The organism is Vagococcus sp. QWL-13, from assembly GCF_058683555.1.
On sequence record NZ_CM178746.1, the window covers coordinates 549,252 to 563,928 of the forward strand.

12 protein-coding genes and 1 pseudogene are annotated in these 14,677 nt (G+C 36.2%); 10 read left to right on the forward strand and 3 right to left on the reverse strand.

Features of this window, described 5'->3' with window-relative positions; translation table 11 throughout:
• The first annotated feature begins 793 nt into the window (after window positions 1-793).
• The 10 genes from AC4PHI_RS02665 to AC4PHI_RS02710 all read left to right on the forward strand — a co-directional run bounded on the left by AC4PHI_RS02665 (window position 794) and on the right by AC4PHI_RS02710 (window position 12,556).
• Window positions 794-2,608 carry an LTA synthase family protein gene (locus AC4PHI_RS02665; protein ID WP_492200781.1) on the forward strand — a complete coding sequence of 605 codons (1,815 nt, stop codon included), beginning with the start codon at window positions 794-796 and terminating at the stop codon, window positions 2,606-2,608.
• Between the two features lie 70 nt (window positions 2,609-2,678).
• Window positions 2,679-3,548 carry a glucose-1-phosphate thymidylyltransferase RfbA gene (gene rfbA, locus AC4PHI_RS02670; RefSeq protein WP_492200782.1) on the forward strand — a complete coding sequence of 290 codons (870 nt, stop codon included), beginning with the start codon at window positions 2,679-2,681 and terminating at the stop codon, window positions 3,546-3,548.
• A 2-nt stretch (window positions 3,549-3,550) separates the two neighbouring features.
• Window positions 3,551-4,132: a dTDP-4-dehydrorhamnose 3,5-epimerase gene (rfbC, locus tag AC4PHI_RS02675; RefSeq protein ID WP_492200783.1), complete on the forward strand. Its 582-nt coding sequence runs from the start codon at window positions 3,551-3,553 to the stop codon at window positions 4,130-4,132.
• Window positions 4,133-4,148: 16 nt separating this feature from the next.
• Entirely contained in the window at window positions 4,149-5,177 is a 1,029-nt protein-coding gene (gene rfbB / locus AC4PHI_RS02680) for a dTDP-glucose 4,6-dehydratase (protein ID WP_492200784.1), read from the forward strand.
• A 42-nt stretch (window positions 5,178-5,219) separates the two neighbouring features.
• On the forward strand, window positions 5,220-6,059 hold the full coding sequence (gene rfbD, locus AC4PHI_RS02685; RefSeq protein WP_492200785.1) for a dTDP-4-dehydrorhamnose reductase: 840 nt from the start codon (window positions 5,220-5,222) through the stop codon (window positions 6,057-6,059).
• Between the two features lie 177 nt (window positions 6,060-6,236).
• Window positions 6,237-7,160, forward strand: coding sequence for an LCP family glycopolymer transferase (locus tag AC4PHI_RS02690; RefSeq protein WP_492201522.1), 924 nt, complete (start codon window positions 6,237-6,239; stop codon window positions 7,158-7,160).
• A gap of 925 nt (window positions 7,161-8,085) precedes the next feature.
• Window positions 8,086-9,114: an O-antigen ligase family protein gene (locus AC4PHI_RS02695; protein ID WP_492200786.1), complete on the forward strand. Its 1,029-nt coding sequence runs from the start codon at window positions 8,086-8,088 to the stop codon at window positions 9,112-9,114.
• 2 nt (window positions 9,115-9,116) lie between these two features.
• Window positions 9,117-10,043 carry a glycosyltransferase gene (locus AC4PHI_RS02700; protein WP_492200787.1) on the forward strand — a complete coding sequence of 309 codons (927 nt, stop codon included), beginning with the start codon at window positions 9,117-9,119 and terminating at the stop codon, window positions 10,041-10,043.
• Window positions 10,044-10,399: 356 nt separating this feature from the next.
• Window positions 10,400-11,812 carry an oligosaccharide flippase family protein gene (locus AC4PHI_RS02705; protein WP_492200788.1) on the forward strand — a complete coding sequence of 471 codons (1,413 nt, stop codon included), beginning with the start codon at window positions 10,400-10,402 and terminating at the stop codon, window positions 11,810-11,812.
• Window positions 11,813-11,947: 135 nt separating this feature from the next.
• Window positions 11,948-12,556 (forward strand): sugar transferase, encoded by a 609-nt coding sequence (locus AC4PHI_RS02710; protein WP_492200789.1) that lies wholly within the window; start codon window positions 11,948-11,950, stop codon window positions 12,554-12,556.
• Between the two features lie 233 nt (window positions 12,557-12,789).
• Here AC4PHI_RS02710 and AC4PHI_RS02715 read toward each other — a convergent pair whose 3' ends face one another.
• From AC4PHI_RS02715 to AC4PHI_RS02725, 3 genes and pseudogenes are all read right to left on the reverse strand, one after another.
• Window positions 12,790-13,170, reverse strand: coding sequence for a DDE-type integrase/transposase/recombinase (locus AC4PHI_RS02715; RefSeq protein ID WP_492200790.1), 381 nt, complete (start codon window positions 13,168-13,170; stop codon window positions 12,790-12,792).
• A 234-nt stretch (window positions 13,171-13,404) separates the two neighbouring features.
• Complete coding sequence (locus tag AC4PHI_RS02720) at window positions 13,405-13,611, reverse strand: transposase (protein ID WP_492200791.1); 207 nt, start codon at window positions 13,609-13,611, stop codon at window positions 13,405-13,407.
• Between the two features lie 19 nt (window positions 13,612-13,630).
• Window positions 13,631-14,585, reverse strand: a pseudogene (locus AC4PHI_RS02725) (IS30 family transposase).
• Window positions 14,586-14,677: the final 92 nt, after the last annotated feature.

Consider the following 14,677-nt stretch of genomic DNA (forward strand, 5'->3'; position numbering starts at 1 on the left):
CAGTTTTTATTCAATCGGGAATGTAATATTTTAAGTGGTTCTAATGATAGCTTTTTGGTATCCATTACACTTGAGTTTGTTGATATTGGCAATGAGTGTTTATGTTATGATGTTACAAATATGTTTGTGCTAGCTTATGTTGCAGGAGAAGCATCTCTAGGATACTTCAATATTATGAATACATTGGATTTGAGTATGTATCAGAGAGCTCACCAGACTCTTCTGTCCAAAGGTGGCATAGTTAGCAGAGCGAGTTGTAGTGAAGCTGGCTCATAGAGTTTGCGTAGGAGGCATCATACTTTTTACACAAGAGTCCTTGATTCTTTTAGCAATTGTCCGATTTCAAGTTTATTTTTCAGGACCATTTTTAATACTTAGCACGACTGGTGCAAAGCATATCGTGTTTACTACCCACGATTTTCTGGAGCAGCATTTATGGTATGATGGTCGTGACTACTTTTGGGTACAAAAAAGAATTATCTACAACCTGTATGTTTTCAGACCAAGTTGTCATCCTGACTCAAACATTTTCTTATGAAAAGACAGCAGTCAATGTGTTGTTATTAGAAAGTTTAGTAACAGTTTTAATGTTTATATTTTATAAAAGGCGTTCCATATTTCTAAGGAGAAGTATCATAAAAAGTAGTTGTTTTTGGTTGGCGTAAAAATATGGTATACATAACTCAAACATATTAGAAAATAAATTTCTAGATAGGCTATCGTGATCAGTATTTTTTTGAACAAAGGGATTATAGGTCTGTAAGTTGTTGAAAATTTGTAGGAGGTATAAGGTTTGATCCAAAGCGAACTATTATTTATTCCAAGTTTGATCGGTGCGATTTTATACTTGGTATTCAGCCAAAAGAAAAGTTTTTCAAGCACTTTTTATTATTATACGTTTTTGTTTTTAGTGAGTAATGCATTGACTTTCTTAGGGATAGGCTCCTTAGTTTTATCACTCCAAATTAGAGGAATTAAATCAGCGGTCTTTTTTTTAAATCAATATTATTTATATTTAGCTGTCCCTACTTGTCTGTTGCTTTTTTTTATGACAACTATTAAAAAAATTAGAGTCGAGAAAGAACTTCCTAATGGTGGTGTATTCAGACGGGTATTGAAAGTAGTAGGCATCTTTTTGTTACTATTTTTAGGGTGCTTAGCTTTATTGGGAAGTCTATGGGTCACTCATACATTTGGAGAGGTCAGTCCAGATCAAATATTGTTTCATTTGTTGGTGCCTATGGAAGGGACGAACACTGATTTTGTGTGGTCGTTTGTCATTGAGGTCATCTTATATAGTACATTAGCTTCTATAGCAATGGCCTTTTTTGTTGCCAATCCAGGTAATTTTAAATTTGTGACCAGTGGACAGGAACACAAAGATAATTCTCTGATGATTATTGGTTTGGTAGACAAATTCAAGCTCTTGCTAATCATCGCATACTCATTTGCCAGTATAGCTTTAGGACTAAAAATCATCGGTGTTAAAGGTTTTTATGAAGCTGCGACCAGAGAAACACCTTTTATAGAAGAACAATATGTTGATCCTCAAAGCGTCGCCCTCAATTTTCCTGAAGAAAAACGTAATCTAATTTTTATTTTTGTGGAGTCTTTGGAAACTACTTTTGTCAGTGAAGCCTTAGGAGGCTCAATGCCGGAAAATTATATTGAACCGTTGACAATTTTAGCTAAAGATGGTGTTTCCTTCACACAAGAGGAAAAACCTTTTGTAGGGGCAGATACAACCACAGGAACTGGATGGACGATAGCGGGTATGTTCGCTCAAACATCTGGTCTACCTCTTAAAGTTGACGTGCAAGGGAATGAATACGGTCAGGATGGTACTCCGTTTGCTCCCGGTGCGACGAGTATCGGAGATGTTTTGAAAGAAGTTGGTTATAATCAAATGATTATGGTAGGTTCTGATTTGACCTTTGGCGGCAGGAGAGCTTATTTTACCCAACATGGGGAATATGAAGTGTTTGACTATCTTACTGCCAAGGAACGTGAATTAATTCCAGAAGATTATAACGAATGGTGGGGTTTCGAAGACAGTAAATTATTCGAGTTCGCAAAACAAGGAATTTCAGAATTAGCCGAGAAAGAGGCACCATTTAATTTTACGATGTTGACCGCCAACACACATCATATAGATGGCTATTTAGAACAAGAGGCGGAAAAAAAATTCGACGAACAGTATTCGAATGTTTATGCTCATTCTGCTGAACAAGTATACGAATTCGTTAATTGGATTATGCAACAGGAATTTTATGAGAATACATCCGTTGTCATCACTGGGGATCATCAAAGTATGGATGGTGCTTATTTTGAGCGGCTTGAAATTCCTGGTGAACAAAGAAAAGTTTTTAATCTTTTTCTTAACTCTCCTGCGTTTCCAGAAACCAAACAAAGAAATTTTACTACTTTAGATATTTTCCCAACGACCTTAGCGGCTCTAGGTGTGGATATTGAGGGTGATCGCTTAGGCTTAGGAACCAACTTGTTTGGTACAAGACAAACGTTATCTGAAGAGTTCGGAATTGATAAGTTAAATGAGGAGTTGGGAGTTGCATCACCATTCTACACTTCTTATATATTAAATGAATAAAGCAAAGCGCGTCTGACTTGTGCCATCGTTTTATTCAAAACATATTGAACATAAAATAGGAGCTGAAAAAATGAAGGGAATTATTTTAGCGGGGGGAAGCGGAACAAGACTGTATCCCCTGACAAAAGCTGTTTCAAAGCAATTGATGCCGGTGTACGACAAACCGATGATTTATTATCCTTTGTCCATATTGATGCTGGCAGGAATCAAGGAAGTGCTGGTGATTTCTACACCAACTGATACTCCAAGATTTCGAGAACTACTGGGAGACGGTAAAGATATCGGTTTGTCTATTGAGTATGCCGTGCAGGAGAGTCCAGACGGGCTTGCCCAAGCATTTATTATCGGTGAAGAGTTTATCGGTACGGATTCTGTTTGCTTGATTTTAGGAGACAATATTTATTACGGCAGCGGCTTGTCAACATTATTGCAACGCTCCGCCGCAAATGAAAAAGGAGCCACTGTTTTCGGCTATCATGTAAGCGACCCGGAGCGCTTTGGCGTGGTCGAGTTTAACGAGGAGATGAAAGCTGTCTCCATTGAAGAAAAACCTGAAAAACCAAAATCCAATTATGCGGTCACCGGTCTTTATTTTTATGATAACCGTGTAGTGGAGATTGCTAAAAATATCGAGCCTTCCGAGCGAGGAGAGCTGGAAATCACCGATGTCAACAAGAAATACCTTGAGCTGGGAGAATTAAACGTAGAAGTTATGGGACGAGGCTTTGCCTGGTTAGATACGGGGACTCATGAATCATTATTGGAAGCTTCAACTTTTATTGAAACCATAGAAAAACGCCAAAATCTGAAAGTGGCTTGTTTGGAAGAAATTGCTTACCGCATGGGCTACATCTCAAAAGAACAGCTCATCGAACTAGCACAGCCCTTGAAAAAAAATCAATACGGGCAATATATGCTGAACTTGGCAAAAGAGGGATAGAAATGGGAAAAATCAGAGTAACAGAAACTAATCTAACAGATGTAAAAATTATTGAGCCAAGTGTTTTTGGAGATCACCGCGGTTTTTTTACGGAGAGTTATTCCGAAAAAGATTTTAAGGACGCAGGCATTCACTATGATTTTATTCAGGACAATCATTCATTGTCAGCTGAAGCAGGAGTGATTCGCGGCCTTCATTTCCAGAGTGGGGCATCGGCTCAGACGAAACTAATCAGAGTCGTATCCGGTGTTGTGCTGGATGTGATTGTGGACATACGCAAAGGCAGTCCTACTTATGGTAAATGGGAAGGCTACATTCTGTCGGAATATAATCATCGACAGCTGCTGGTTCCTAGAGGGTACGCCCATGGATTTATGACCTTGACACCGAATGTCAACTTCCTATACAAGTGCGACAACTACTATGATGCTGCAGCAGACGCAGGGATTGTTTTTGATGATCCAGAACTGGCAATAGATTGGCCGATGGCGGTCGACAAGGCGATTTTGTCTGAAAAAGATCGTCAACATCCGACATTAAAAGAATTTGAGTCTGTTAATTCATTTGTCTATGGTGAGATTTAAGAAAGAGGGAGTTCACATGAAGAAAATTATTGTTACTGGTGGAGCGGGATTTATCGGTTCTAACTTTGTTCACTATGTGGCGGAAAACCATCCGGAAATTGAAATCACAGTACTGGATAAGTTGACTTATGCAGGAAATGAAGCAAATCTAGCCGGCTTTCCGGAAGACCGAGTGAAGTTGGTAGTTGGAGATGTGGCGGATGCCGAGCTGGTCGATTCACTGGTCAAAGATACAGATGCGATCGTTCACTATGCGGCAGAATCCCACAATGACAACTCTCTGACAGATCCGTTTCCTTTTGTTCAAACGAATTTGATAGGGACTTACACATTACTAGAAGCTTGTCGCAAATATAACGTGCGTTATCACCACGTTTCTACAGATGAAGTTTATGGTGATTTGCCTTTAAGAGAAAATTTGCCTGGTCACGGAGAAGGAGAAGGTGAAAAATTCACCGCTGAAACACCTTATAACCCTTCGAGTCCTTACTCGGCAACAAAAGCAGGTTCGGATTTACTAGTTAGAGCGTGGGTTCGTTCCTTCGGCTTGCAGGCAACTATTTCAAATTGTTCAAACAACTATGGACCTTACCAGCATATTGAAAAACTTATTCCCCGACAAATCACCAATATTTTGTGCGGAATTCGTCCGAAGCTTTACGGTGATGGAAAAAACGTTCGAGACTGGATTCATACTAACGACCATTCTTCCGCAGTGTGGCTGATTTTGACCAAGGGACAAATAGGAGAGACCTATTTGATTGGTGCCGATGGTGAAGAAGATAACAAAACAGTCATTGAGATGATTTTAGAATTGATGGGGCAACCTAAAGATGCTTATGATCACGTGGCGGATCGCCCAGGTCATGATTTGCGCTATGCCATTGATTCAACCAGATTGCGGGAAGAGCTGGGTTGGCGTCCGGAATTCACCAACTTTCGTGACGGCTTAGCTGATACAATCGAATGGTATAAAAACCATGAAGAATGGTGGAAAGCTGAAAAAGAAGCAGTAGAAGCAAAATATGCTGAACAAGGACAATAATATAAGCAAGAGAGATTCTAGTGTCTTGGAAGGAAGAATGCAATGATTTTATTGACTGGAGGTAATGGACAGCTTGGAACAGAGCTTCGACATTACCTAGATGAAAAAAAAGTTTCCTATCATTCGACAGACGCTCAAGAGATGGATATTACAGACAGGGCCGCGACTATGGCATTGGTGAAAAAAATCCAGCCAGATGTTATCTATCATTGTGCTGCCTATACTGCAGTGGATAATGCAGAGGATGAAGGAAAACAACTGAATGAGAAAGTTAATGTGGGCGGCACCAAAAATGTGGCATTAGCTGCCAAATCAGTGGGAGCTAGACTTGTTTATCTCAGCACCGATTATGTGTTTGACGGGGCAAAAGAATCCGGCGAATATTCCGAAGAGGATCCTCTTAATCCGCAAAATGAGTATGGACGGACGAAGCTTCTTGGGGAACAATCCATAAAAGAAATATTAGATGACTACTATATCATTAGAACTTCTTGGGTTTACGGTGAATACGGCAATAACTTTGTCTATACGATGCAGCGTTTGGCTAAAGAAAGAGAATTTTTAACGGTAGTGGCAGACCAATTCGGACGTCCGACTTGGACCAGAAGCTTGGTCGAGTTTATGGTGTATCTGGTAGACAGCCGGCAACCTTACGGGACGTATCAATTTTCCAACGATGGCAGCTGCTCATGGTATGAGTTTGCCAAGGAGATACTGAAAGAGACATCTACCGAAGTCCGGTCGGTAACTTCAGATGAATTTCCGCAAAAGGCAACACGGCCTAAATACTCAATCATGAGTTTGTCAAAAGCCAAATCAACAGGATTTGTTATTGACTCGTGGCAGACGGCCCTGGAAAAATTTAAAAAATCTATAAATTAAGTCCTGTTTCCAAAGAAACAAGAAAAACTATCCAGTTTCTCTTGTTTTTCTTTTTTTGTTGTCCTACAATGGGAATAATTGTAAAAGGGTTTGAATGTAATAGAAACTAAAATGAATAATAAAAAATGGGAGAGAGCTATGTCAAGAGTTGAAAGACACCGTAAAGTAAAGAAAAAAATGTCTACAGGTAAAAAAGTCGGAGTGACAATTGCCAGCATTCTCTTGCTTTTGATTGTGGCAGGAGCAGGTTATGCAGTCAAAGTCTATTTTGACGTTAAAGGGACTGCCAATGAAATGTATGAAAAACCGACAAGAGAAAAATCGGAATTGCGTGATGCACCGGTACAAATCAATAAGAAAGAGCCGATTTCGGTTTTGCTGCTGGGGATTGATACGGGAGATCTCGACCGTGACGAGCAGGGCCGTTCGGACACGATGATGGTTGCTACCTTAAATCCGAAAGATGGGAAAACCACTTTGATCAGCATACCGCGGGATACCTATACGGAAATTGTAGGCATGGGCCAAAATGATAAATTAAATCATGCCTATGCGTTTGGCGGTGCAGATATGTCAATCGCCTCAATGGAAAATTTACTTCAGATTCCTATTGACTATTACGTCAGTGTCAACATGGGTGGATTAAAAGAGGTCGTAGACGCCGTCGGGGGAGTTGATGTAGACAATACCCTTGATTTTTCTCAGGACGGGAACAATTTTCCTACGGGCAATATACATTTGAATGGCGAGCAGGCTTTGTCTTTTGTCAGGATGCGTTATGAAGATCCGGAAGGTGATTACGGCAGACAGGAGCGCCAAAGAAAAGTAGTCATGGGAATCATGAAAAAGGCTATGAGTCCGTCTATTTTGACTCAATACACAGAAATTTTAAGCACGTTGAAGGACAATGTCAGAACGGATCTGAATTGGGACCAGCTGTTGACATTGCAAAAAAAATATAGCGAGGCCTTCACGGTTATTGAAATGGACCAAATGAAAGGTGCCGGCATAATGCTAGATGGCATTTCTTATCAGGAAATTTCATCAGAAGAATTAACGAGAGTTCAAACGTTACTACAAGAGCAACTAGAACTTAAATAAAAATAAATTTCTAATGGGGCTTTATAAATTTGAATGGATGAAAACAACAAATAGCATGGGAAAAGAATACATTGATTTTTCGAAGAGAATAGTTTGAGGCGAATATGGAAATTATTTTTGGTATGATTGAAATTTAGAATGTTTCTAAAAATAAGATCATTGACTCAAGGGTATACGCTTAAAAGTATAAGATTTTTTTAGATTCTATAAACTATACAGTGTTAATTTTACTATGATTAAGAAACATAGCTTCATTTTTTTAATAATATAGCGGCTTTTATTTTGTAAAAAATATAAATTTGAAAGACTTTTAATCATTAAAAGTCATGGTTCTAAAGATTAATGGAAACAGGATGCATATGTTACGTTCACCTGTAGCTGAGTTTTATCTAAAAGGAATTTTATAAAATAAGAGTACTAGGCGTATTGCAACTTAACAAGTAGTGCAATTGTAAAATCAATAGAGCTGGAAAACCATATAGTTATTGAAAAATTTGATGGAAAATTTAATCAAACGTATTTCAGGTAGAAAAAACTGTGATTGAATCAGAAATAGATTAGAAATAGATAAGAAATAGGTTAAATATTTTAAAGTCGCAAATTAGCTTCCTATTTTGAAGAAATTTTGCTAGATTGTCAAAATTTCTATTTTTTTGTAAATATAACGATCTAATGAATTAGTAAAATTGATTGTAAATCGTAAAGTAGTCTACTTAAAATAAGAAAGGAAAAAGGTATGACGAACGCATCTTTTATAAAAAAGTATGAAACTATAATTTTTCTATTAATTTTTTTGATACTAGTAACCCCGACTGTTTTACAGCCGGTAAAATTAGTATTCATATTAATTTGTTTTTTACTCTTATTTTTAAACAGAAAAGAAATTCAGTATAAAGTGAGTCGCTCAGTAATAGGGTGGTTTGCATTGTACACGTTTATTAACACAATGTCCATATTAAAGGGGACGTTAGATAACACTAGTGTTTTATTCCAATTGTTACCAAGCTACGTTATCTGGCCTTTATTATATTTAATCCTTTTTGTAATTCCAAAAGTAAGTATTAATCTCGAAAAAGTAACAACGCTAGCACTTTTTGTCATATTAGGATTATTTATATATACTTTTGCATCACACTTTATAAATTTACCACTAACTGGATTTATATCCATTTTTTTTCCATTTGTAATTGAGGAGACATTTGATTTTTTATCCTATTTTACCCCATCAATCTCTTCGTTGATTTTTTTGGTTCCGTTTTTGTTAACAATAGTATATTTTAGTGATGCTCTGGATAAAAAGGCAACCATAAAAAAATATGTCCTATTATTATTGTCGCTATTTATTGTTTTTTTAACTGGGAGACGTGCGTTGATCGGTACAATAATGATTGCAATATTTCTTTGTATCGTAATTGATGGCATCTGGATTAAAAAAAGGAATATGTTAAAAATAATTATTGGCATAGGAATAGCTGTATTATCAGCTTTTGGTTTATTATTAATATTTTTCCCCAATAGTCGAATTCTAAATATTGATGCCAGCCTCATCGTCCAAGGTGATGAATTAAGGAGCTTGCAATTCGACGCTCTTATTGACGGTTGGAAACAGAAACCATTTTTTGGACATGGATATGGAGTAAATACAGAAACAATCGTAAGATCACAAGATGTTCCCGGAATGTATGAATTAACATATATTGCATTGCTTTTTCAGACGGGATTAGTAGGTTTTCTTAGTTTGCTGTTTTTATATGGTTGGTTGATTTATAAGTTATTCAGACTTAGTATTTTAGAAAGAAATTTTATTAACTTAGCTTTTACCATAGGCCTTACTAGTGTTATGATTGCAAATGCAACTAATCCATATATCCAATCTTTTGATGGGATGTGGTTTCTTTTCTATGGGTTGATGCTGGTGGATAGATATAATTTGAATGAAAAGGATAAGGAATAAAAATGAAGAAACATGTTGAAATACTTATGGCAACATATAATGGTGAGAAGTATCTTTCCGCACAAATTGATAGTATTATAAAACAAACATATACTAACTGGACTTTGCTTATTAGAGATGATGGTTCAAATGATAATTCTATCAATATACTACGCCAATTTTCTGAAAAAGATGATCGCATAAAGTTAGTCAAGGATAACAAAGGAAATCTGGGGCAATGTCTAAATTTCAGGGAGCTTATTTCTTACGTATCTACAGATAGTTACGTGATGTTTGCTGATCAGGATGATGTTTGGTTTGAAGATAAAATCGAGGTATCCTTGGATTACCTAATGGCATTTGAAAATAAACAAAATGATAAAATATTATTGTATACAAACTATTTTAATTATCAGGAATCAACAGGTCAAAAATCAATTGCATATGAAAATACCATGAAGTTTCGTAACGTACCGGAAAATATAATAGTACAAAATTGGTTAATGGGATGTACGATGTTATTAACTCCTCTTATGGTTAGCATTGGAAAAGATATACCCATTGAGGCTGACAACCACGACAATTGGTATGCCATAATTGCCAGCTTGTGTGGGCATATAGTCTATTTTCATACTCCTACCATGCTACACAGAGTACATTCGAATAATGTTACTTACCGCGAGGAAACAAAAAAAATTAAGAATAGAGTTCAACGAACTATTAAAAGTTTTCATAATAAAGAAGCGTATATAAAAAATAAAAAAGCCCTCTCTCTTGAAATTGAAAAGGTAATCAACAAGCATGGGAAGAGTGAAGGAAAAGCTCTCTTCAAAACTTATAAAGAAATAATTTTTAAAAAAGGAATTAAGAGTATTTTTGAGGCAAAAAGAAATAATTTTAAAGCTTTTAACCGGATTCAAACATTAATTTTTTATGCATCACTATATTAATTTTTAAATGACATGCCAGAGATTTCAAAAAGCAGCCGTTGCCATTAGGCAAACTCTCTGCTCATAGGGCTTGAGGGAAAACTATGATTTAATAAGGAGTTTCGACAATCTACAGTTTTCTGATTATCAAAGATTCATTGAACATTATAATTCATACTTCCAAAACATGAATACAGTATTGTGTGTGATATTTGAACTTAATAAACTAGAAATATTAACATCATAACTCTACTAAAGAAGACATTTGTGATTTAGGTGAGCAGGAAATATTTTTGTACGAGAAGAAATTGAATGAAAACATTTTAAATGCTAGCGGCATTCATTGAGTAAAGAGCCGCTCGATGTGAGGTGCTCTTTTGAAAAAATTTAGGACTCTTTTTTTTAATATCATGTATACAGTCGGTTCAAATCTGCTGACACTTTTAGTATCAACTATCGTTACTCTCTTTTTACCAAAGTTGCTAGGAATAGAATCATATGGCTATTTTCAATTGTATTTATTTTATGTTTCATATGTTGGCTTTCTTCATTTAGGCTGGTGCGATGGGATTTATCTGAAATATGGAGGTGAAGATTATGAGAAACTTGATAAGTCAAAATTTAGTGGGCAATTTTATGCACTGCTGATTTCACAATCAATCATTACGATTTTATTCATTACAGGTATTCTACTGTTTTCCAAGAGTAGTGCTGAGAAAGAATTTGTTTTACTTGCAACAACAATAAATATTGTGGTTCTAAATATGCGAACATTTTCAACGTTTATTCTTCAGGCAACTAATCGTATGAAAGATTTTTCTGTTGTCACAATTTTAGACAGACTAATATACATTATTATAGTGCTAGGTCTGCTTATCATGAGAGTTGATAAATTTGAGTACTATATTCTCTCTGATCTAGTGGGAAAGTTTTTTTCATTGTTGATTTCACTATTGAAAATTAAGAGTATTGTTTTTCCGAAAAGATCTCGTATATTGTGGGATAATTCTGAATCTATAGATAATATCCGCGTGGGGATTAATCTGATGTTTGCTAACATTGCTAGTACGCTGATACTTGGCATTGTTCGATTTGGAATTCAAACTCAGTGGAGTGTGGCAATATTCGGAAAAATATCTTTAACCCTGAGTATTTCTAATATGCTGATGGTTTTTGTCAATGCCGTCAGTCTTGCGATTTTCCCGTTGTTAAAACGGGTGAATGAACGTGAGTACGCCAAAATATATCCTATTGTCCGAAGCATTATTATGCCGCTGGTACTGGTGGCATTGCTCTGTTATTATCCCCTAAATATTATTTTGGTTAACTGGCTGCCTGATTACGCTGATTCCCTCAAATATATGGCTATTGTTTTTCCAATCGTTATTTTCGAAAGTAAAGTTAGTTTACTAACGAATACATATCTTAAGGCACTGAGAAAAGAAAGACAGATTTTTCAAGTTAATTTACTTAGTGCTATTCTGAGTCTGATAAGCACTCTGTTGTTCGTGTTTGCATTAAAAGATTTGTTTCTTTCAATGTTAAGTATTGTGCTTTTACTGGCATTCAGAAGCTCATATGCTGAAATCATCTTAGCACGGTATATCAAGATAACTATTTATCAAGACATGTTGCTGGAATTTCTGTTAGTTGGGATTTTTATTATCACAAGTTGGAATTTAGGCATGGCAGTAGGTGGGATTATCTACAGTATATCATTAGGGTGCTATCTTATTTTGAAGAAGGATAGTTTCGAAGAGATAAGAGAATTGGTTAAGAGGCAAAGGTAGTGAAAAATGCCGCGTATTCTTATGGCTGCTCTCTCTTAGCTAGGAGTGATGGAGCGATTTTAAAAGTTTTAGTGAAAAAATGGAATTATTAGCAAAAAAATGCTTTTTTAAGTAATTTTATAAGGAGAGGGTCACATGTATGACACGATTGTAAAAAGAATAATTGACTTTATACTCTCTTTGATTGGACTAATATTGCTGAGTCCATTTTTTTTAATTATAGCATTTTGTATTAAAATAGATTCTCCTGGACCTGCTTTATTTAAGCAACAAAGAGTTGGGAGAAATAAAAAAAAATTTGAAATTTATAAGTTTAGAACTATGAGAATTGATACTCCGGCGGAGACCCCTACGCATTTGTTTGAGAAGTCGAATAATTTTATTACACGGTTTGGAAAAATTTTAAGAAAGTCTAGTTTAGATGAGCTACCCCAACTAATCAATATAATAAAAGGAGACATGGCCTTAATTGGTCCTCGCCCTGCTTTATGGAATCAATATGACTTAATTGAATATAGAGATAAGTATGGTGCTAATGATATTCGACCAGGTTTGACGGGATGGGCACAAATCAATGGTCGAGACAAATTGAAAAATGATGTGAAAGCTGAACTAGATGGCTATTACGTAAAAAATGAAAGCTTATGTTTCGATATCAAGTGTTTTTTTGGTACTATAGCGACAATTATCAAATCAGATGGGGTAATTGATGGGAATAAAGAGGTTACTACGAAAAAGGACTGAGGACAAATAAAAATGACACTTGCATACGGTTTGGTATAGCAACACTTTTTTTGACAAAAATTATAAGGTGTTATTCCTTTTGTCATATCACCCAATTGACCTTGTCAACAAGCCTCCCCGTTTGCATGCAAATACTGACAGGTGTCTGGTGGTATCCAAGTGCGTCATGCAGACACTAGTAGTTCCACCAATTGACATAATCAAATAACCCTTACTTTAAACTTTCAAGCGTTTCAAAATGATTGGATACCAAATTCCATCTTGAATGATTTATAGGTCGAATTTGACGCTGCGTTATCATAAGGACAACCTTTTTGATTAAGAGAGCGGGCAATACCAAAGATTTTCAGAAACTCTGAGATCAGTGCGTTATTGAATACCTTCCCTTGGTCTGTATGAAAAATGGAGACATTTGCTAATGAACAGCGAATGGACTGCAGTACACGTTTGATAAGCTGGGCATCTTTACGAGGAACATAGCTGTCACCAATGATTTCGCGGTTAAACAAATCGGTCACAAAATAAACATAATGCCATGCTAGTCCTACTTTGACATAAGTCAAATCCGTCACGATTTCTTCCAAAGGTCTGTTGGGTTTAAACTTCCACGTCAATAGATTTGGTAAATCTGTTCCTTTGACAAGTAATCTATGCGGTCTAAACTGTGCTTTCGTATAAATAGAAATCAGCTTTTGATAGAGCTGATACGTTGCTTTTAAAGTAGGGTAAAGAGCAAGCTGTTAATCTAGGTTGTTCATCAAATGATGTGGATGGCTAGAATTTAGTCGACTTTAAATAACAAACTTAGACAACTTCACTTAGACAAGTGGAGTTGCCTTTTTGGTTTGTCAGTTTAAAACTGACAAGAATACGATGCTTAAAGTGCCAAAAGCTACGATAGCCATAAGTAGTTCGTTAGTGGGCTTGATTTTATTATTGAGTCCTTCTGTTACACCATTGGAGTAGTTTAAAGTGAAGGCAAGTGTGATACCTTTTACGTATTTCTGTAGAAATAATAGCATCTTTCTAAACCATTGCGGCAGTCTTTTATCCAAATGATTAAGATCTCATTTATCAAATTAAGCTAGACAGATTGTCTTTATCTACATAGCTTATAAATACCTTCAACGGTGTTTGATAGTTTAATGATTTCCTTGGAATATAATTTCTTTCTGAAGCAACAGATTGAATAAACACTTCTGTGACGTCATTAAAATCCGTGGTTTTAGACAAGCCATCTCTACGTAGTAGTCCGTTAGAATTTTCATTTAATCTACGCTGTGAAGGGCTACCAGGATCGACAAGGTAACTAGCAATATCATTGACATTACTGATAGTTTTCCAACTAGAAAATTCTTTGGCACAATCAAAAATAATGGATTTAAATAAATGTTTAGGAACCGATTCGAACCACTGATTTAATCCATTTTCAATATCTATGGCTTGTCTCCCTTGTGGTTTCAGTGTAATGATCACTTTAGACAGGCATTCAACAAGTGTGATGGCGGCACTTTTGTGTTTTACACCAACAATCGTATCCCTTTCAAGGTGACCAAATTCTTTTGAATAGTTAGTGTGCTCGCTTTTTCGTTGATGGATCGAACATCGAAAGGTTTGTTTGCCACGCTTTTCCCGATGCCCATTGGGCTTACGCTTTCCTTTTAAAGGCAAGTCAAGCACATTGAATACACCTTTTTCAAACATACGATAAAGTGTGCGTACAGAGCAATCAATCGAACATTCCGCTCGCCCAATAATGACATCAGGCGACCAGTCATGAGCAGCCATTTTTTGGACATAGCTTGCTTGTTCTTTAGGCAATACCATTGATTTCCTCCCACGGCGGGGCTTATTTTGTTTGTATTGTTGGTAGTATTCCAACACTGTTTTTCCTTGTTTAAAACATTGATAGACTTTATGGATGGTTTGTCTTGAACGTTTTAATTGACGCACAGTGCTAGCAACGGATTCACTTATGTTGAAATTCTATCATTACGAGTTCATCTGGTGTAAGATGGGTGTAGGTCATTTGTATGCACTTCTTATAATTCTTTCGTCGGAACTATTTTGAGTGTAGCACAAATGACTTTTTTTAGTTGTCTAGCTTAATTTTACAATTGG